Consider the following 19,626-nt stretch of genomic DNA (forward strand, 5'->3'; position numbering starts at 1 on the left):
ATGTGACCGGAACCCAGTCCCGCCCCAGTCCCGACGACGGCTCCCCTCCCTCCACCCTCGCCCCCGTCATCAGCGAGGTCCGTCGGCTCCGCGGTTCCGACCCGATCGGCCGGATCACCGTCATCGTGGCGTCGTTCGGTGCCGCGAGGGACCTCGTCCGGGCGTTGGCGCTGTCCGGGGGCGCGGTGAACGTCGCGGTGCGGACGGCCGCACAGGTGGTGACCGACCTGTCCGCGCCGGCACTGGCCCCTCGCGCGGCCCTACCGTTCCCCCTCCTCGAGGCCGCGGTGGAGAAGGCCCTGGACGCCGACCCTGGTCGCCTGAGTTCGGTCGCCGCCGAGCCGGTCACCGGCCAGGCGGTGGCACAGGCCTGCCTGCGGTTGGGCACCGTGGAGGCGGGGTCGGTGGCGCCGGACAACCCCCTCCATTCCGAGGTGCTCCGGCTGTCGGGGCAGGCACTGTCGATGACCGGTGCCACCTACTACACGCAGTTCGAGGCGGTGTCTGACGCGCTGGGGAGGCTGGACGCACTCGGCCGGATCGTCCTCGCGGCTCCGCTGAGGGGGACGGAGGCCGAACGGCGCCTACGCGCCGCGTTGGACGCGCTCGGGGTCACGCCGGTCCCCGGGACGGGAGCCGACCACCTGGCCTCCGCGGCGGAACCCGACGGCGAGGGCGCGGTCACGGGAACCCACGTGCTGCACGCCTCGGACTCGGACGACGAGGTGCGGGCGGTCGTCCGGTTCGTTCGCTCGCGCCTCTCGGCCGGGATACCGGGGCACCGGATCGGCGTCTACTACCCATCGCCGGATCCCTACCTGCGCCTGCTGCTCCGCGCGTTCGACGAGGCGGAGATCGTCGTCAACGGGCCCTCCGTCACCGATCTCGGCCGCACGCCCGCCGGCCGCTCCCTCACCCGGTTGCTCGAGATCGACCCGGACCTCATGCCGCGGGCCGAACTGCTCTCGATCGTGGCCGAGGGGGCTGTGACGATCCTGGACGACCACGGGGCCCCGGTCTCGTCGCGCCGCCTGGAGTTGCTCACCCGCACGCGTTTCCCCGTGATCGGCGCGGGTGACTGGGCCCGCCTGGCCGACCACCTCGGGGCCCGGCCGGATCCGTCCGGGCCCCGGCCCGACGCCGGGTCCGGGTCCACCGGTGTCGAGTTGACCGACTCCGACCGGGCGGCCGCCGCGGCTCTGCTGCGCCTCGTCGATCAGGTCCGGTCCGCCCTCGCTGCCCTGGACTCCGCACGGACCTGGTCCGAGGTCGCCGCGACGGTGAACTCCATGCTCACCTCGCTTTTCCGGCAGAGCCTCGACCGGGCGGCCGTGCAGGCCGCCGTCGGTTCGCTCGCCGACCTGGACACCATCTCCCCCGCGATCACCCGCGAGCGGATCGTCGGTGCCGTGACCACGCGGCTGGACTCCCTCGCCGACCGGGTCGGCGAGGAGGGATCGGGCGTGAGCCTGGGCCCGATCGACGACGCGGTCGGCCGGGATCTCGACACGGTGTGCGTGGTGGGCATGGCTGAGGGGCTGCTACCCGTCCTCCACCGACCCGATCCGCTCCTGCCCGAGGGCGCGGTCGACCCCTCGGCCTCCGAGCTGCTCGACGAGCGCTACCGGGTGCTCCAACTGGCACTGGCCGCGGGCTCGGCACGACGCCTGTGCTCGTTCCCCCGCGGCTCGATGCGGGGTGGCGGACACCGCATCCCGTCGCGGTGGCTTCTACCCACGCTGTCGCGCCTCGCCGGTCGGCGGGTCCACGCCACCAGGTGGCAGGAGGCCCTGGCGGGGTGCCCCACCGTCACCGCGGTCCCCTCCTTCCTCGACGGCGTCCTCTCCCCGCCGTCCCTCCTGGGTCCCGATCCGGCCACCACCACCGAACTGCGCCTGCGCGAACTCGCGGCCGGCGGGTGGCGGGCGGGGCCGGGGGCGCCGGAGCTGCTACTGCGGGCCCACGAGATGCGCCGGGACCGGAGACTGGGGGTCTTCTCACGGTTCACCGGGGACGTCTCTGCGGTGAACGACCTGGTGACAGTGCTTGACGCGCCGGTCTCACCCACCCGCCTGGAGGACTGGGCCCAGAGTCCCTACCTGTTCTTCCTCGGCACCGTCCTCCGCGTCCGTGTACTCGACGATCCGGCGGCGGACATCGAGATGGACCTGCGCGACTACGGCGACCTGGTCCACGCGATCCTGCAGCGATACGTGTCCGCTCGACTCGAGCTGGGGGCCGGTCCGGACCGGGACCTGCTCATGCGTGCGCTCCGGGACGAGTGCGAGAAGGCCGTCACCGAGGCCCCCGGGTTGCTCGCCCCGCTGTGGCGCCGTCGGCAGATGCTCCTGGCCGCCGAGCTCGGCCGGTGGTTCGAGGAGGACAACACCGATGCCGACGCGGGCTGGCGGCCCACCGCCACCGAACTCGGATTCGGACGCGAGGTACCCGGGGAACCGACGGTCGAGATCCCGTTCGAGGTGACCACCGCCCGCGGACCGGAGACCCTGCTCCTGGCCGGATCGATCGACCGACTCGACGTCCGGGGCGGCACACAACGCGTCACCGACTACAAGACCGGGAAGCCTCCCGGGTCGGAGCAACGCCCGAGCGAGGAGGACCCCACCGTGTCCGGCACCCGGTTCCAGCTCCCCCTCTACGCCGCGGCCGCCGCCGCCCGGGACGTGCCGGTGAGCGAGGTCCGCTACTGGTACTGCACCGAGCGCGGCGGGTTCGAACAGATCTCCCTCGCCGTCTCGGACACCGTCATGGACCGGGTCCGCTCGGACGTCGGGAACCTGGTCGACGCCATCCAACGGGGATGGTTCCCGCTCAAGGGCGGCCGCGGGTCCTCGCGGGACCTCGCCGATCTCCTAGGGGGCGCGGACCTGGATCGGACGTGGGAGAGGCTGTCCAGGCAGGAACCACTGGCGTCCCACCCCGCATTCTCCGGCATCCTCACCGGCGACCAGACCGAGACAGGATCGGACAGCAGTTCATGAGCCAACTCCACGACCAGCCGGCTCGGGATCGGGTCGAGCGCGACACCTCCGCAACCCTGTTCGTCGAGGCAGGAGCCGGGACGGGAAAGACGCACGCCCTGGTCCACCGGCTCGGAACCCTCCTGCTCTCCGACGGCGTGCCCGTGGAGCAGATCGCCGCGATCACCTTCACCGAGAAAGCGGCCGCCGAGTTGCGTGACCGGCTCCGTGTCCACCTGGTGGACCGACGGGACGCCGGAGACCAGCGCGCGGACGCCGCGCTCGCCGGGCTCGACACCGCCGCGATCGGGACCCTGCACTCGTTCGCCCTGCGCCTGCTCTCGGAGAATCCGCTGGAGGCCGGGATCCCCCCGAGGGTGACCGCCCAGCAGGACACCGCCGAGGCCACGGCCGTGGACGCCATGTGGCAGGAATGCGCGACCGTCCTGTTCGGCGGCGACCGGGACGGTTCGCGCTCCGGCGTCCTGGCCCGGGCCGTCGACGACCTGCTCGACGCTGGCGTCGGCACACCCGCCTTCCGCGAGATGGTCGAGGCGCTGCACCGCGACTGGGACCGCCTCCCCACCCGACCCCTCTACTCCGGCGCGCCCGACTCCGAGCTGCCGACCACGCCCGACCTCGCCGAGATCATCGCCGCCGTCGGCTCGATCACCGGGTGGCGCGGATCCTGCCAGGACGAGACGGACAAGTTGTACGAGACCCTCGCTCGGCACGAGGCGTGGCTCACGGACCTGCAATCGGCCACCACGGACCAGACGGCCTCGCCGACCTGGGTGGAGCTCCTGGCCAAACCCTTCGGACCCGGGAACGGGGGCAAGGGCGCGAACTGGGGTGGCGCCGAGACGGTCAAGGAGATCAAGGAGGAGATCAAACGACTGCCCTCGATCTGCACCGAGGTCCTGTCCGCCCACTGGCGCCCACGCATCGCGGTCGTTCTGGACGCTCTCATCCCGGTGATCCGCAGACATGCCGACGACCGGCGCAGACACGGCACGTTGCAGTTCCACGACCAGCTCGTCCTCGCCCGCGAGCTGCTGCAGGACCGGGCGGTCCGGGACCGGGTCAGGGCCAGGTACACACGGATCCTCATCGACGAGTTCCAGGACACCGACCCCATCCAACTCGACCTCGCGACTCTCCTCACCGCCGACGAGTCGGGGCGGCGTCCCGAGTCCGGAAGGCTCTTCACCGTCGGGGATCCCAAGCAGTCCATCTACCGTTTCCGGCGAGCGGACATCTCCACGTACCTGCGCGCCCAGAGCGGCCCCGGCGTCGAGATCGAGCGCCTGAGCACCAACTTCCGCTGCTCACGAGCAGTGCTCGACTGGGTCAACTCGGTGTTCTCCGAGGTCCTGATCTCAGCGAAGGGCGTGCAGCCCGAGTACCGGGACCTGGAACCGGGCCCCGGCCGCCCGCCGTACGACCCGGAGCACGGTCCCCGCCCCTTCGTCTTCCGTTCCGAGGACGTCCCCGAACAACCCGACCACTGTCCCCCGGACGCGACCGACGGCCAGAAACGCCACTGGACCGAGGCCTCGGATGTCGCACGGGTGATCGCGACCGCGATCCGCGAGAAGTGGACACACGAATCCAAGAACGGGGACCAGACTCCGCTCCGCCTGGGCGACATCGCGATCTTGTTGCCCTCCCGGGGTTCGCTGCCGATGATCGAGAAGTGTCTCGACCACGCCGGGATCGACTTCCGGACCGAGGCCTCGTCAATCGTCTACGGCACCCCGGAGATCCGCGACCTTCTCCTCGCGGTGCGGGCCGTGGCCAACACCTCCGACGAGGCCTCCCTCGTCGGTGCGCTCCGCTCACCGCTCTTCGGCTGCGGCGACGACGACCTGCTCCGTTGGCGCGCCGCCGGTGGAACGTGGGCTCCCGGCGCACCGGCGCCCGACGGTGAGGCCCACTCCCCGGTCGCTGAAGGGATCAGCTACCTCTCCGCGCTGGCCCGCGTGACCCGGCGACCGGGCGAGCTGCTGGAGAGGCTCGTCTACGACCGCATGGTCTTCGAGTCGGTCGCCGAGTCGCCGCGTCGCCGCGATCTCTGGCGACGCATCCGTTTCGTGATCGAACACGCCTGGCAGTGGGAGGAGTCCGCGACCGATCCTGCCCGCGCCGACCTGCGGAACTACGCCGACTGGGCGCTGGCCCTCACCGCTGAGGACGCCCGCGTCCCGGAGGCAGCGATCCCCGAGATCGGGGTCGACGCGGTGCGGATCACCACCATCCACGCCTCCAAGGGCCTCGAGTACCCCATGGTCGTCCTCGCCGGGATGAGCCGCGGCTGGCCCGGCGACCGCGACAAGCTCCTGTGGACGGACGACGAGCCGCCCCGCCCCGTTGCCTCCTTCTCCACGCAGGTCCGTGATCCGGGATTCGCGCGAGCCGCAGAGCGCGAGGCCGAGCACTCCCTGGCGGAGCGGATCCGGCTCCTGTATGTGGCCACCACGCGGGCCGAGAGCCGGCTCGCCGTATCCGGCCACGGGTTCGTCCGTGCCAAGTCGAAGCCGCACGCCCCCCTGAAGCTGTGGGGATCACTGTTCGGCTCGGTGATGGAGGAGCCCGACGCGCCGGAGCTCATCCCCTACGAGGAGGGCTTGCTCGATCCGGGCGTGGCACCGGCGGTCGACGTCCCCGACGCGCGAGACTGGGCGGAGCGCAGCCACGCGATCTCCGCCCGATCAGCGGAGCGAGCCGGGTGGTCGGCTACGCGCATCGTCCACCCTGCGGCCGCCGAAACCCCGCCCGCAACGGAGGGGCTCCCTCTCCCTGAGCAGCTGGCCGCCGCCCTGCGGAACCGTTTCGCGCCCGCACCCGCGCGTGAGGATGAATTGCCGCCCGCACCGCGGAGCGTCCCGCTGGCCTCCGGCCCCGACGTCGGCACCGCGGTCCATCACCTCGCCGAACACACCGATCTCACCGAGCTCACCGCCGACTCGACAGACACCACGGACCCGTCCTCGGTCATCCGGGGCTGGGAACAGTGGGCCGCGGATCAGCTCACCGCCCTCGGACTGGCCGGAGATCTCCACGGCACCCGGACCCCCGCGGCCGTCGAGGAGATGGTCGCCGTCGCCCGGACGGCCCTCACCTCGGAACCCGTCAGGCGGGCGGCCGCCCGCCCTCACTGGGCGGAGTTGCCGGTCGCGGGCACCCTCGCCACGGCCGACGGCACGCCGGTGGCGGTGGACGGGGTGGTCGACCTGGTCGTGGACGAACCCGACGGGTCGCTGTCCGTCATCGACTACAAGACCGATGTCAGCGTGACCACCGGAACCGTAGACGAGTACCTGCTGCAGTTGTGCGCGTACGCCGAACTGCTCGGCACGACCACCGGCCGGACGGTCTCGCGCGTCGAACTCGTGTTCTGCCGAGGCAGCCGGGCCACCGTCGTCGGACGGGACCTCAGGTGAGGTTGGTCCACACCACCCGGCCGTTCGTCGCGGCAGCGACCGCGGCGTCACAGGGTTCACCGGTGGTCAACGCCTGGTACAGCTCGACCAGCAGGTCGACGACCGAATCCCACACGCGGTGGAGCGGTTCCTCCCCGCCGTACGCCCAGATGGACCCGGCGTCCGGCCCGTTCCGATAGGACACCGCGTACCCGTACCCGCGGCGCTCCGCGATCGGCCACAGGCGACCGGTCCAGGTCGCCCCGGACACCGGTTCCGGACCGAGTCCGCCGACGGCCATCGCGTGCTCGAACCTCCTCGCCTGGACCTCGAAACCCTCGGCGGCGCCGAGCGGTTCGGCGAACGGCAACAGACCCTCGACCGAATCCAGGCCTGTCCGGCGCAGATGCCACAGCAGAGTCCGGATCCCCACCGAATCGTCGACACCGCAGCTGTCGAGGAGGGTCCCGGTCCGGCTGTCGGACGCGCGGGGATCATCCAGCCACGCACCGGGGACGCTCTCCACCTGCAGGAGGGCTGCGATCGCGTCGCAGAGCTCCCCGACCTGTTCGTCGAGCACGACCGCGGCCTCGTCGACACGACCGGACCGCGATCGACGGACGACGTGGTCGGAGGGCCCCGGGTCCTCGGTGATCACGGGCGGCGGAGCGGTCGGGCCCCGGCCCTGTTCATCGTCCATCGCCCGTCGGATCCCGTCGAGGGCGCCGTCGAACTCGGCGCCCCACTCCGCCCGCGCCGCGGACTCCGGTTCCGGCGCCCGCGCCGCCTGTCCCGGCGCCGGGTCGAGCTCGACCTCGTCCTTTCGGACCACCGGGATCGCCCCGGTGACATCGGCGAAGAGGTCCAGCCGTGCACGTCGGCTGTCGCGCATCCGGTCACGCTCGGACCGCGTGAACGACAGCACCGGAAGGGTGAGGAGCAGCGCGGCCTGTCTACCCGAGAACCCGAATCCCAGCTTGAGGGCGCGTCGCGCGTCGACAGGGGATTCCGCCTGCCGGATCGTCTCCATCACGGCATCCAGGTCCTCGCACGCCAGGAGTACCGCCTCGGCCTCGTCCCACGCCCTCCCGGCATCGCCCCCGGGCTCGAACCAGCCTCCGACCGCACCCACAGCACCCATACCAGTCCCCCGATCTTTCCCACACCAGAACGGATCCGGCCCCCACCGGATCAGTCCCGAATCCTACGCCCGCCGACCCGCCCGTGGTCATGCAGCCACACGGCCCGGGGCAGGGTGATCCCGGTCGATTGTGACCGATCTCTCCGCCAGCTGCGGAACGCTGACCAGCACTTTCCGTTTTTCCAGCAGTTCCACAGGGATGGCGGAGGATACCTCTGGAAACGGGACGTATCGTCCTGGACATGAACGGACAACTGATGCTCGAGGACGGGGACCGGAGCCGCTCCACCCCGACGCCTCCTGCGGAGGTCGCCCCGGCGCAGGACGACCCCGGCCGTGACGCCCCGGTGGATCGCGAGGTGACCCCGGCCGCGGTCTTCCCGGCGCCGTTGACCACGGTCTCGGCCGCGGCGACAGGGGGGCTGATCGGCCTCGGGGCGGTCTACGGCGTCGCCGCGCGGCTCGCCGACACCCTGGTCGGGGTGGCGGTCCTCGTGCTGGTGTTCGCGTTGACCATGGCCGGTCCCAGGGTCCACTCCGTGGCCCGGTCCGAGTTGGGTCGCACCATCGCGGTGATCCTCGAGGCGATCGCCTTCGGCGGTGTGCTCGGCGCCGTCATCGTCCTGTTCTGAGGCGGGCCCCCAACTCATCCACCAGGTCCTCCTCCACCCCGGCGCCGTCCACGAGGTATCGACGGACGTCACCGAATTCTCGGTCCAACGCGGTCAGCGAACGCCGGATGTTGCTCTCCTCGACCCCGATGAGCACGTCGATCGCGTCGAGACGCTCGGGCATCTCCTCCCGGACGTACGCCCGGATGGCGTTGACGAAGTCGACGGACAGCTCGCGGGTCAGCATGTAGTCGGCGATCACGTCCTCTTCGCGGACGCCGGCGAGCAACTGCAGTACCGCGGAGGTCCAGCCCGTCCGGTCCTTCCCGGCCGTACAGTGCACGATCGCCGGGCCCGTCGACCCCGCCACGGCGCTGACCGCGCGGCCGAAACCGGACCGCTCGTCGTCGCCGAGGACGAACCGCTCGTACATGATCGCCGTCTCGCGTCGGGCGTCCTCCACGCTGAACGTCCCGACCCCGGTGAATGCGGCCGCGGAGGTGTTCCCGGCGAGGACGTCGATGGCCAGGTAGTCGGCGCCGGCGGGGATCACGTCGGGCTGCCTGGTGATCTCGTCGCCGGTCCGCAGGTCCACGATGGTGCTCACCCCGAGCCGTTCGAGCACCCCGAGGTCGTCCTCACCGACGGACAACGTGGTGGATCGGTAGACCACACCGCGGGCCATGCTCCCAGACGGGTGGAGCGCGTAGCCCGGGCCCGCGACATCACGGAAGTTGTGCACGCTCGTCAGTCGGACGTCGCCGGAGGCCGGCCCGGATGCGCCGACCTCAGCCCCCACCTCCCCGACGACCTCGGCGTCGACCCCGGTGGTCATGCGCGCGTCTGCGCCCATCCCGCGTCCCCTTCGGCTCCCGCGCGCCCGGATGACGCACCACCCCTCCGTTCCTACCGGATCGCGGATACCGGTGCGAGGCGGCGTCCGCGGAACCGCATCTCACCGCGCTGCTGTCCCACCCGTCACCCGGGACCCGGTTCGCCGTGCCCCGGTGGGGACCCGGCCGGCCAGGCCAGCGTGGTCGGGGTGGAACGGCCCCTGAGCTCCACCGTCCCGCCCGTGGTCCATCGCTCTGCCTCGGGATCCGCGGCCACCCGGAGCGCGGCCTCGGAGGCCAGCACCCGGGTGGGGTGCTCCTTGGCCATCTCGCACAGCCGCGCGGCCTCGTTGACCGCGTCCCCGATCACCGTGTACTCGAACCGGGTCGCGGACCCGACGTATCCGGCCACCACCTCCCCGTAGGAGACCCCTATCCCGGCCTGGCAGTCGGGGACCAGCTCGGGCAGCGCCCGGGCCAGGTCCCGGGCCGAGGCGAGGACCGCCGTCGCGGGGTCGGCGATGGGCGCGGGGGCCCCGAACACGGCCAGCGCCGCGTCGCCCTGGAACTTGTCGAGCAGGCCGCCGTGGGATTCGACCCGGTCCACGACCACCTCGAAGAACGCGTTGAGGGTCTCGACGACCTCCCGGGCGGGGCGCGTGGAGGCGAGCCGGGTGGAGCCGATGAGGTCGACGAACAGCACGCCGACGTACGTGGTGTCGCCGCCGAGATGGGGTTCCTGGATCTCGGCGGCCTTCGCGACCTGGCTACCCACATGGCGGACGAACAGCTCGCGCAGACGCTGACGCTCGCGGATCATCTCCGCCATCCGGTTGAACCCCCGCTGCAACTGCCCGAGCTCGGTCCCGTCGAACACCTCGACGCGCGCGTCGAGGTCGCCACCGGCGAGGTCCTCCATGGCCCAGCGGACGGAGTACACCGGGGCGAGCAGGGCGGAGACGAGCAGCCAGGTCGCGGCGAAGCCGGCCGCGAGGGCCCCGAGGCCGAGGATCCCCACGATGGTCACGAGCCGCGAGACCGGGAATTGGTTGTTCGCCGCGGCGTAGGCACTGAGCAGAACGAGTCCGATGAGGGGTAGACCGGAGCTCACCACCCAGAAGGCCTGCAACCGTCCGCGCACGCCGATGACCGGGGAGTGCAGTGTCGGCCCGGCCTCCAGGGCGAGCGCGGCGAGGGGCCGCAGCGCGATCTCGGCGACGATGTAGGCCGTTCCACAGCTCAGGGACCCGATCACCACGATCGCGCCCGCGACGACCCACAGGGCCTGGACATCCTCGAGCGCGAACGCCACCGCGACGACCGTCCCGCCCGCCGCCCAGAGTGCCCCGGTCCGCAGGGTGATCCCGAGCGGCGCCGACAGGCACCGCGCCTGCTCGGCGGCGGTCGGCGGCCGGCTCTCCTCGGCCCACCTCATCCAGTTGGTCACCACCCTCAGGAGCCACCACGACCCGAGGGCGATGCCGATCAGGGCGGTCACCGGGGTCACCACCAGGGCCGCCGGGCTGAACCGCCCGGAGATGACCTGCTCGAGGGGCAGCAGTAGTCCGATCACGATCCAGACCCCCACCACCCCGAGCCCGTGCGTGATCACCAGCATCCGGGTGAGCACCCGCTGGACCCGCTGCTTCCGTCGAGGGGGTTCCTCCCGCTGGAGCCCGAGCATGCGGGTGCCCCACGGCGGGCGGGGGGCGTGCGCTGAAGGGAAGGTCACGGGGGAAGGAGTCCTACCGGGCGGGGGATGGGTGTCCATCGTCGCGCGAGTGGCGTCCGCACGCGCCCGGAATCGCAGTCCGCATCGTCGGATGGATCACATCTAATGCGCTAACTTAACTTCATGACCACGCCTCAGTTCAACCCCGGCCACGACATGCGTCACGAGACCTTCGGCGAGATCCTCCTCGAGCGCTCGACCGACGACCATCCCGGTCTCCTCTTCGAGGACTCGAGCTGGACGTGGCGGGAGTTCGTGGCGGAGAGCGCGGTCCGCGCCGCGATCCTGGCCGACTGGTCCGTCAGGCACGCCGATGCGTACGCCGGCCGTCCCGAGCGTTTCCGCCACCTGCACGTCGGCGTCCTGCTGGAGAACGTCCCCGAGTACCTGTTCCTCCTGTCCGGGGCCTCCATGGCGGGTGTGACGATCATCGGCATCAACCCCACCCGGCGGGGTGCCGAGCTGGCCTCGGACATCCGCGGGGTGGACTGCGACGTGATCGTCACCGACGCCCACGGCGCCGGGCTGCTCGACGGCCTCGCCCTGGCCGACGGGACGGGGGGCGTCGTGGCCGTGCACGAGGTGGACTCCACCGGGTGGCAGGACCTGCTGGCCGCACACGCCGGGGCGGAGCCCCGGCTCCACGACGCCGCCCGGGACCCCCACACCCTGCTCGCGCTGCTGTTCACCTCGGGCTCCACGGGCGCACCCAAGGCCGTCATGTGCTCGACCGGCCGTCTCGCGATGCTCGGCACGATCAACTACCGCAACCTGGTGAGGGACGACGTCGCCTACAGCGCGATGCCGATGTTCCACGGCAACGCGATGTTCGCCGCGTTCGCCCCCGCCGCGTTCGTCGGGTGCACGTTCGCGATGCGTCGGAAGTTCTCCGCCTCGGGGTTCCTGCCCGACGTGCTGCGTTTCGGCGCCACCTACGTCAACTACGTGGGCCGCTCGCTGTCCTACATCCTCGCCCAGCCCGAGCGTCCGGAGGAGAAGCAGACCCGCCTGCGCACCGTCTTCGGGACCGAGGCCTCGAGCCACGACCGCGCCGAGTTCGCCCGCCGCTTCGGCGTCGAACCGGGCGAGTCGTACGGCTCCAGCGAGGGCGGGGTCGTGATCGGCCGCACCTCGGACACCCCGCCGGACGCGCTCGGCGTCGCGGGTGCCTACATGGACGTCGCGATCCTCGACGAGGACGGCCGCGAGTGCCCGCGTGCCGAGTTCGACGCCGACGGGGGCCTGGCCAACGCCGACGAGGCGATCGGGGAGATCTGCAACCTCACCGGCGCCGCCATGTTCGAGGGGTACTACCGCAACCCGGAGGCCACCGCCGAGCGCAACATCGGCGAGGTCTACCACTCCGGCGACCTCGGCTACCGGGACGCCGACGGGTTGTTCTACTTCGCCGGCCGCTCCGGGGACAAGATCCGCGTGGACAGCGAGAACTTCTCCGCCGGCCCGGTCGAGCGGATCCTCGACCGCTTCCCCGGCGTCCTGGTGGTGGCCGTCTACCCCGTGCCGGATCCCCGCACGGGCGACCAGGTCATGGCGGCCATCCAGCTCGAGCCGGGCGTGGCGTTCGACCCGGCCGCGTTCTCCGAGTTCTGCCGGACCCAACCCGACATGGGGACCAAGTGGGCACCGCGCTTCGTGCGGATCATGGAGACGATGCCGGTCACCGCGACCCGGAAGATCGCCAAGCCCGACCTGCGCCGGCAGTCGTGGACCGGGCCCGGTGAGGTCTACGTGCGCGGCGGCGCCGCGTTGGTGGGAGGGGACGACGACGACGAGTTCCGGCCGCTGACCAGCGTGGTGCGCGACTCGGTGCTCGAGCAGTACAGTCTCCACGGTCGGCAGCCGACCGGGGTCTGAGCAGCGGCGGCGTCAGCTCAGGATGCGCAACTGGAACGGGTAGTTGATCATCCGGCCGCGGGTGGCCCGCACCGTACCGATCAGGTGGCCGACGATCTGGAGGACGAAGGAGACCGCCAACAGCACCAGCCCGATCGGGATGCCGATCACCGTGATGATGAAGATCCACCCGACGATGCTCATGATCCACAGGCCGACGTTGAAGTTGAACGACCCCGCGGCCGCCTGCCGGACGAACGGACTGCGGTCCTTGTAGATCAACCACATCACGAGCGGCCCGACGAAGGAGAGCCACCCGGCAGACAGCGCCATGGCGATGAGGCTGGACGCGTGCGCGAGGGCGGCGGGGGTGCGGTCGTCGGGCCCGGCCACGGGCTGGTCTCCGAACTGCTGCGTCCCGTACTGCGGGTCGCCGTGCTGCGGGAATCCGGGCTGCTGAGTCATGGCCCCAGTGTGCGCCTCCCGCGGCTGCGGGACATCAGGGATGTCCCCCGTGTCGTCCTGTTCCGCAGCCGGGGTCCACGGCCCATCGGGGCGCCGGGCGTCCCCGCCCCCCGCAATCCCACGTTTCACCCGCCTGTCACATGCCCCGCCTACCCTGGCGGCCATGGCAGACACCCCACAGGATCACCCCACGACCGACCCGGGGACCGATCCCCTCGCCCGGGCGGTGGCCCCGCTGCGGGACGACGTCCGTTTCCTCGGCTCCCTGCTCGGCGAGACGATCCGGGAGCACGCCGGGGACCGGGTGTTCGATCTGGTCGAGACGGCCCGCCGGACGGCGTTCGCGGTCCGTCGCTCGGAGGCCGACAGGGACGAGGTGTCCGCCCTGTTCAAGGACATCAGCGCCGCCGACGCGATTCCGGTCATCCGTGCGTTCTCCCTGTTCGCGCTCCTGGCCAACGTGGCGGAGGACCTGCACCAGGAGCGCCGCAGGCGGATGCACCGGGCCGCCGGCGAGGCGCCGCCCGACGGGGACCTGGAGGTCACGTGGACCCGGTTGGCGGGGCTGCTGGAGGGGGACGGCGACGAGCGACTGGCCGCCGTACGCGCCACCGCCCGCGTGTCCCCGGTCCTCACCGCGCACCCCACGGAGACCCGTCGCCGGATGGTGTTCGAGGCCACCCGACGGGTGCACGTCCTCATGGGCCGTCGCGACGGCCTGCGCTCGGTGGAGCAGGACCCCGTGACGGAGGCGGAGCTCGCCGAGCTCGAGCTCGAGCTGCGCAGGCTCGTCCTCGCGCTGTGGCAGACCGCCCTCATCCGCAACGAGCGTCCCCACATCGAGGACGAGGTGATGGCCGGGCTCCAGTACTACGAGGCCACTCTCCTCGAGGTGATCCCGCCGCTCAACGCCCAGATCGACGACCGCTTCGGGTGCGGGGGCCGCGCGGTGGTGCGTCCCGGTTCGTGGATCGGCGGCGACCGCGACGGCAACCCGTACGTCACCGGTGACGTGGTGCGGTTCGCCACCGACCGGGCGGCCGAGCTGCTCCACGGCCACTACGCCGAGCAGTTGCGCCTCCTCGAGCGTGAGTTGTCGATGTCGGCCCGGATCGTGGAGGTCGACCCCGGGATAGCCGCGTTGGCCGACTCCCTTACGGACACCGAGGTCGAGGGGAGCCCGGCACGGGAGGACGTGCCGTTCCGCCAGGCGGTCCGGGTGGTCCGTCGCCGGCTCGCCGCGCGCGCCCGTGCGACCGGGTCGTCGCTCCCCCGCTCGGTGCTGCTGTCCGCCGGTCGACTCATCGGCCTGGACGACGACCCCCCGTACGCCGGCCCGGAGGAGATGGCGGCGGACCTCGAGACGATCGACGCCGGGCTCTCCGCGGTGGGGTCCGACCTGCTGCGCGCCCCGCGACTGCGGGACCTGCGGTGGGCGCTGAACTCGTTCGGGTTCCACCTGCAGTCCCTGGACATGCGCCAGAACTCGGAGTCGCACGAGGATCTGCTCACCGAGCTGTTCGCGCTCGCCGGGGTCTCCGAGGACTACGCGGCGCTCGACGAGGACGCCCGCGTCGAGCTCCTGCTCGGCGAGCTCTCCCACGATCGTCCGCTGCTGGGCGTCCGGGCGGAACTCTCGGAGTTCGCGGCCAAGGAGATGGGCGTGCTGCACGCCGCCGCGGAGGCGGTGGCCGGGCTCGGTCCCGACGTGGTGCCGCACTACATCGTGTCGATGTGCGGCTCGGTGTCCGACCTGCTCGAACCCGCCGTTCTCCTCAAGGAGGTCGGACTGTTCTCCGGCAGCCCGGACGAACCCCGGTCGACCGTGCGCCTCATCCCGTTGCTGGAGACCATCGACGACCTCGCCGGCGGGGCCCGGATGCTCGATGCGGCCCTGGCACTCCCCCAGTTCCGCGCACTCGTACGGTCCCAGGAAGACGTGCTCGAGATCATGCTGGGGTACTCGGACTCCAACAAGGACGGCGGGTACCTCGCCGCCAACTGGTCGCTCTACGAGGCCGAGCTCGCGCTCGTCGACGCGGCGGCCCGTGCGGATGTGCACCTGCGCTTCTTCCACGGCCGGGGCGGCGCCGTGGGTCGCGGAGGCGGCAACTCCTACGACGCGATCCTCGCGCAGCCTCCGGGCGCGGTGCAGGGCGCGTTGCGGATCACCGAACAGGGGGAGATCATCTCCGCCAAGTACTCGGAGCCGGTCCGCGCCCGCCGCAATCTCGAGGCACTGGTGGCGGCCACGCTCGAGGTCTCGCTGCTCGACGTCGAGGGTCTGGGTGACGACGCCGAGCAGGCCTACGCGGTGATGGCCGCGCTCGCGAGGCTCGGCCGCGAGGCCTACGCCGAGCTGGTGCACGAGGACCCCGGCTTCATCGAGTACTTCACCACCTCCACGCCGCTCAGCGAGATCGGCGAGCTCAACATCGGCTCCCGCCCCACGTCCCGCAAGCAGACCTCGACGGTCGACGACCTGCGCGCCATCCCCTGGGTGCTGTCGTGGTCGCAGTCCCGCGTCATGCTGCCCGGCTGGTTCGGCGTGGGCAGCGCCCTCAAGCGCTGGGTCGAGGACGGCGGGCGTGAGACCGACGGGGGTACGGCCGCCAGGGGTGCGGCCGCCAGGGGCGCCGCCGACGGTGACGCGAATGCCGGCGACGCCGCCGCGGGCGGGACGGACGGCGAGGAGCGGTTGGCCACGCTGCGGCGCCTCTACCGGGACTGGCCGTTCCTGCGCACCACGCTGTCCAACATGGCGCAGGTCATGGCCAAGGCCGACATGGGCCTCGCGGCCCGGTACGCCGAGCTGGTCCCGGACGCCGAGGTGGGCAGGAGGATCCACGGGGTGATCTCCGACGAGTTCGACCTCACCCGCGAGATGCTGCTGGCCGTGACAGGGCAGGAGACCCTGTTGGACGACAACCCGGCGCTCGCCCGCTCCGTCCGGAACCGGTTCCCGTACCTCGAACCGCTCAACGTGCTGCAGGTGGAGTTGCTGCGGCGCTACCGCGCGGGCGACCGGGACCCCGACGTGCGGACGGGCATCCAACTGACGATGAACGGCCTGGCCACCGCGCTGCGGAACTCGGGCTGAGCCCCCCATCACCCCGTCACCACATCCTCGTCGAGAAGAGCGTTCCGCACGCGTTTCCCGAGTGGCGATGTGCGAAACGCTCTTCTCGATGCCCCGGCCGGGCCGCTAGCGCAGTTGCCGCTGCGCGAGCGGGATGAGCAGCACGCACGCCACCGCCAGGGCCGCGATCCACGGCACCGGTCCGCCCAGACGGGAGAGCACCGCGAGCACATACGGCGTCCCCATCCCGAGGTAGGCCAGGACGTAGAACACGGCCACGAGCCCGGCGTGGTCGCGGGGCCCGGACTGGAACTCCACCTCGACGAGGCCGGCCACCAGCAGGGTCGCGTACCCCGCGCCCAGGAGGACCGCGACGGGCAGGAGCCACAACGCGCGGCCGGGCAGGTCCGGGGACGCCGCCAGGACCGCCCCGGCGGACATGCCCAGCGCGGCGGCGGTCAGGCCGATGACCGGGGGGCGGGACGGCGGCGAGGACGCGGCGAGCCGGCGCACGGTGGGCTGGACCAGCACCCCGGCTCCGAGTGTGACGCCCACCATCACCCCGGCGTACGCGGTCGGCAGACCGCCGGCGTCTCCGCCCAGCAGGTCCGCGAGCACCGCGAACGACATGCTGGCGCAGCCGAACACCAGCGGCGCCCAGGGGGCGACCCCCAGCAGGAATCTGCGGGTGCCCGCGCTCGCGGGAACGAGCCCGGCCGGGTCGGCACCACCGTGTGGACGGTAGGGGTCGGCGGCGTTCCAGGCGGCCATCAGGGCGATCGTCCCGAGCACCAGGTGAGGGAGGTAGGGGGACAGCATGGGTGCGGGGGCGAACTGGCCCACCAGTCCCCCGACCAGACCGCCCAGACCGAATCCGCCGGTCAGGGCGATCGCGGCCCGCCGCGCACCGGTCCCGGGTGGGGCGCCCGCGGAGAGCTCGCGCACCCACGCACTGCCCGCGCCGAACGCGGCGCCCGAGGCGAGTCCGGCGAGGAAGCGGCCGAGGTAGAGCCACAGCGGGTCCTGCGGGCCGAACAGCATCAGCACCGTGGCGACCAGGGACAAGACGAGGACCGGTCGCATGAGCACGCGTCGACCGTGGGCGTCGGACCACCGGCCCGCCACGAGGAGGGTCGGCAGCAGCCCGACGATGTACACGCTGAACATCGCGGTGACCTCGGTTTGTCCGAGGCCCTGCTCCTCGCGGTAGAGCAGCAGCAGCGGCGCGAACTGGTTGGCGCCCCACCCCACGGCGAACACCGCGAGGGCGGCTCGCAACCACGCGCGATCGGTAGGCGGACTTGTCATGTGGCAGAACCTATCGCCCGATCGTCAGGTCAGCGCCTCGATCACGAACGCCACCCCCACCGCCACGAACAGCACGCTGACGACCACGTCCACCGTCGGCAGGACCCGTCCGACCCGCTCGTTGACGCGTCGGTGCGACGCCGCCACGGCGAGGGTGCAGAACCACACCAGCGCCACGGTGATCATCCCCGCCACCTGGACGACCGACTGCCCCGGAGGGACCTCGCCGCTGAGGAACGGCGTCAGGACGGCGCCGAAGAACACCAGTGCCTTGGGGTTGGCCAGATTGGTGGCCAGGCCGCGGGCGAAGTCGGTTCCGGGCAGTCGCGGGTCGAGTGGGGTGGGGGCGGTCGGGGTGGGCTCCGGCGCATCCGGGCCGGCGGGGTTCACGTCGGCGAGCCCTGCGCCCGGACGCGCCCGCCACCACCCCCGCAGTCCGAGCACCCCCAGGCTCGCCAGCAGCAACCCGCCGGCCACCTGCAGACCCGTCATGACCTGCGGGTAGACGCGCACCAGTGCCGCCAGTCCGGCGAAGGCCGCCGCGAGCCAGACCGCGATCCCGGTGACCACCCCGACCGCCGTGGCGACACCGTGGCGTCGCCCGATGAGCGACCGGTGGAGGACGACGACGAGGTCGGGCCCCGGCGAGATCACCGCGATCACCCAGATTCCGTAGAGCGCCGCGACCTGTCCCGCGGTCACGCAGCAGACTCCATCGCCAGAAGACGCTTCTTGACCTCGAGCCCGCCCCGGTAGCCGCCGAGACTGCCGTCCGAGCGCAGGATCCGGTGGCACGGCCACACGAGGGGAAGCGGATTGGTGGCGCACGCCGTACCCACCGCGCGGACGGCCCCGGGCTTGTCGAGGGCGGTGGCGATCTCCCGGTAGGTCGCAGTCTGCCCGTACCCCACGTCGGGCAGTCGGCGCTGGACCAGACCGCGGAACCCGGTGGCCAGGACGGTGTCCAGCGGCAGGGAGAACTCCCGGCGACGCCCGGAGAGGTAGGCCTCGATCTGGGCCGTGGCGTCGTCGAGAACTCCTGTGGCATCGACGCCGCCGGTGCCCTCGCCCGGCGAACCGGAGGCACCCGCCTGCACGACCCGGGGCCCGATCTTCGTGGCGAGCATCTCCAGGACCTCGTCCCGGGGTTCGCCCTCGAACGCCACGTACGCCAGGCCCCGCGGGGTCGCCGCCAGGAGCAACCCGCCGATCGTCGAGTCCACAGACCGGACCAGCACGTCCACCAGTCCCTCTCGCTGCGCCTCGCGCGCCAGGCGCTCGCGCAGCCGGTCCGTGTCCGCGGGAGCACCGCGGAGCGCGGCGATGACGTCGTCGTGCCCGGTCATGGCTCCTCCATCGTTCGTGCCCTCTGCACGGCCTGGTCGGGCACGGTCCGTTCTGACACGGTCCGCCTCAGGGCCGCCACCCCGTCGGCCGCTGCGCGCCTCGCGGCCGCCTCACCGCCACCGATGAGCGCGGCGATCTCGGCATACGGCAAGCCGCCCAGATACCGGTAGGCCACACAGAGCCGCTGCCGGGTGGGCAGAGCGGCGACCGCGCACCAGATCGGGTGGTCGCCGAGCTCGTCGTCGTCCGCACGGTCGCCACTCCGCCCGCGGCCACCCCGGCCGCGTCCATGAAGCCCGCGGCCCCTGCCCTCCCACCCCTCGAGCAGGACGACCTCGTCCGCGCCTCCCGCCGGGGCGGCCGACCGCGACGATCGGCGCACCACGTCCACGGCGCGGCGGTGGGCGACCCTGACCAGCCACGCCTCCACGTTGGTCTCCTCCGGCAGGTCCGGCCAGGCCCGCAGCGCGGACAGGAACGTCTCGGACCAGGCGTCGTCGGCGTCGGGACCGGGACCCAGGACCGCACGGCACACGCGCAGGACTGTCGGCCCGTGCCGGACCACCGCACCGTCGAAGGCTGCCCTCATGTGTCAGATCCTCCCCTCGTCCCCTCCGCCTCGTTCACACGCCCCGACCGGCAGTGTCCGCAGTAGTCGTTCCGCGCGACCAGAACGTGAGGTCGGCACAGCGCCCGAGCGACACGCGTGATCACGAGATCCCGGCAGACGTTCGTGTTCGCGCTCTGATACAGCTTTCCCTCGCCCGTCCAGCGCTCGGTACTGTCGAGTATCGGATCTCTCCGGGCGGCATGCCGCGTCGGACTTGCGTGTGGAGGACAGCGAATGGCATCG

General features: G+C 72.0%; 13 protein-coding genes. 5 read left to right on the forward strand and 8 right to left on the reverse strand.

Features of this window, described 5'->3' with window-relative positions:
• Positions 1-2 precede the first annotated feature (2 nt).
• Complete coding sequence (locus ABD250_RS10365) at positions 3-3,002, forward strand: PD-(D/E)XK nuclease family protein (protein WP_182658864.1); 3,000 nt, start codon at positions 3-5, stop codon at positions 3,000-3,002.
• Positions 2,999-6,424, forward strand: coding sequence for a UvrD-helicase domain-containing protein (locus ABD250_RS10370; RefSeq protein WP_182658865.1), 3,426 nt, complete (start codon positions 2,999-3,001; stop codon positions 6,422-6,424). Before ABD250_RS10365 ends, ABD250_RS10370 begins: the two co-directional genes overlap by 4 nt.
• Here ABD250_RS10370 and ABD250_RS10375 read toward each other — a convergent pair.
• Positions 6,417-7,544 carry a DNA gyrase subunit A gene (locus tag ABD250_RS10375; protein ID WP_182658866.1) on the reverse strand — a complete coding sequence of 376 codons (1,128 nt, stop codon included), beginning with the start codon at positions 7,542-7,544 and terminating at the stop codon, positions 6,417-6,419. The two genes, ABD250_RS10370 and ABD250_RS10375, sit on opposite strands and share 8 nt — an antisense overlap.
• Positions 7,545-7,786: 242 nt before the next feature.
• Here ABD250_RS10375 and ABD250_RS10380 point away from each other — a divergent pair, with 242 nt between their 5' ends.
• The gene (locus ABD250_RS10380; RefSeq protein WP_182658867.1) at positions 7,787-8,176 is read left to right on the forward strand and encodes a hypothetical protein; all 390 of its coding nucleotides are present in this window, start codon (positions 7,787-7,789) and stop codon (positions 8,174-8,176) included.
• Here the strand turns inward: ABD250_RS10380 and ABD250_RS10385 are convergent.
• Together ABD250_RS10385 and ABD250_RS10390 are read right to left on the reverse strand one after the other, a co-directional pair.
• Positions 8,160-9,008 (reverse strand): tyrosine-protein phosphatase, encoded by an 849-nt coding sequence (locus ABD250_RS10385; protein WP_241730688.1) that lies wholly within the window; start codon positions 9,006-9,008, stop codon positions 8,160-8,162. The genes ABD250_RS10380 and ABD250_RS10385 overlap by 17 nt on opposite strands.
• A 125-nt stretch (positions 9,009-9,133) precedes the next feature.
• Entirely contained in the window at positions 9,134-10,720 is a 1,587-nt protein-coding gene (locus ABD250_RS10390) for an adenylate/guanylate cyclase domain-containing protein (RefSeq protein ID WP_182658868.1), read from the reverse strand.
• A gap of 123 nt (positions 10,721-10,843) precedes the next feature.
• Here ABD250_RS10390 and ABD250_RS10395 point away from each other — a divergent pair, with 123 nt between their 5' ends.
• Positions 10,844-12,595 carry an AMP-binding protein gene (locus ABD250_RS10395; protein WP_241730689.1) on the forward strand — a complete coding sequence of 584 codons (1,752 nt, stop codon included), beginning with the start codon at positions 10,844-10,846 and terminating at the stop codon, positions 12,593-12,595.
• A gap of 12 nt (positions 12,596-12,607) precedes the next feature.
• Here ABD250_RS10395 and ABD250_RS10400 read toward each other — a convergent pair whose 3' ends face one another.
• The gene (locus tag ABD250_RS10400; protein WP_182658869.1) at positions 12,608-13,039 is read right to left on the reverse strand and encodes a DUF4870 domain-containing protein; all 432 of its coding nucleotides are present in this window, start codon (positions 13,037-13,039) and stop codon (positions 12,608-12,610) included.
• A gap of 163 nt (positions 13,040-13,202) precedes the next feature.
• Between ABD250_RS10400 and ppc the strand changes: the two genes are divergently transcribed.
• Positions 13,203-16,139 (forward strand): phosphoenolpyruvate carboxylase, encoded by a 2,937-nt coding sequence (ppc, locus tag ABD250_RS10405; RefSeq protein ID WP_241730690.1) that lies wholly within the window; start codon positions 13,203-13,205, stop codon positions 16,137-16,139.
• Between the two features lie 105 nt (positions 16,140-16,244).
• Here ppc and ABD250_RS10410 read toward each other — a convergent pair whose 3' ends face one another.
• From ABD250_RS10410 to ABD250_RS10425, 4 genes are read right to left on the reverse strand one after another with little or no spacing between them, the layout of a single operon-like run.
• Entirely contained in the window at positions 16,245-17,426 is a 1,182-nt protein-coding gene (locus ABD250_RS10410) for an MFS transporter (protein WP_344392128.1), read from the reverse strand.
• 24 nt (positions 17,427-17,450) lie between these two features.
• Positions 17,451-18,128: a LysE family transporter gene (locus ABD250_RS10415; protein ID WP_182658662.1), complete on the reverse strand. Its 678-nt coding sequence runs from the start codon at positions 18,126-18,128 to the stop codon at positions 17,451-17,453.
• Positions 18,125-18,772, reverse strand: coding sequence for a methylated-DNA--[protein]-cysteine S-methyltransferase (locus ABD250_RS10420; protein WP_182658661.1), 648 nt, complete (start codon positions 18,770-18,772; stop codon positions 18,125-18,127). The genes ABD250_RS10415 and ABD250_RS10420 overlap by 4 nt, the downstream gene beginning before the upstream one ends.
• On the reverse strand, positions 18,769-19,362 hold the full coding sequence (locus tag ABD250_RS10425) for a sigma-70 family RNA polymerase sigma factor (RefSeq protein WP_344392131.1): 594 nt from the start codon (positions 19,360-19,362) through the stop codon (positions 18,769-18,771). Before ABD250_RS10425 ends, ABD250_RS10420 begins: the two co-directional genes overlap by 4 nt.
• Positions 19,363-19,626: the final 264 nt, after the last annotated feature.

Origin of the sequence: Dietzia cercidiphylli (assembly GCF_039531545.1) — a bacterium.
GTDB lineage: Bacteria > Actinomycetota > Actinomycetes > Mycobacteriales > Mycobacteriaceae > Dietzia > Dietzia natronolimnaea.

Coding starts and splice junctions, on each gene's coding strand:
- ABD250_RS10370 (WP_182658865.1), top strand. CDS start 2,999: ATGAGCCAACTCCACGACCAGCCGGCTCGGGATCGGGTCGAGCGCGAC.
- ABD250_RS10375 (WP_182658866.1), bottom strand. CDS start 7,544: ATGGGTGCTGTGGGTGCGGTCGGAGGCTGGTTCGAGCCCGGGGGCGAT.
- ABD250_RS10380 (WP_182658867.1), top strand. CDS start 7,787: ATGAACGGACAACTGATGCTCGAGGACGGGGACCGGAGCCGCTCCACC.
- ABD250_RS10385 (WP_241730688.1), bottom strand. CDS start 9,008: ATGGGCGCAGACGCGCGCATGACCACCGGGGTCGACGCCGAGGTCGTC.
- ABD250_RS10395 (WP_241730689.1), top strand. CDS start 10,844: ATGACCACGCCTCAGTTCAACCCCGGCCACGACATGCGTCACGAGACC.
- ABD250_RS10400 (WP_182658869.1), bottom strand. CDS start 13,039: ATGACTCAGCAGCCCGGATTCCCGCAGCACGGCGACCCGCAGTACGGG.
- ppc (WP_241730690.1), top strand. CDS start 13,203: ATGGCAGACACCCCACAGGATCACCCCACGACCGACCCGGGGACCGAT.
- ABD250_RS10410 (WP_344392128.1), bottom strand. CDS start 17,426: ATGACAAGTCCGCCTACCGATCGCGCGTGGTTGCGAGCCGCCCTCGCG.
- ABD250_RS10420 (WP_182658661.1), bottom strand. CDS start 18,772: ATGACCGGGCACGACGACGTCATCGCCGCGCTCCGCGGTGCTCCCGCG.
- ABD250_RS10425 (WP_344392131.1), bottom strand. CDS start 19,362: ATGAGGGCAGCCTTCGACGGTGCGGTGGTCCGGCACGGGCCGACAGTC.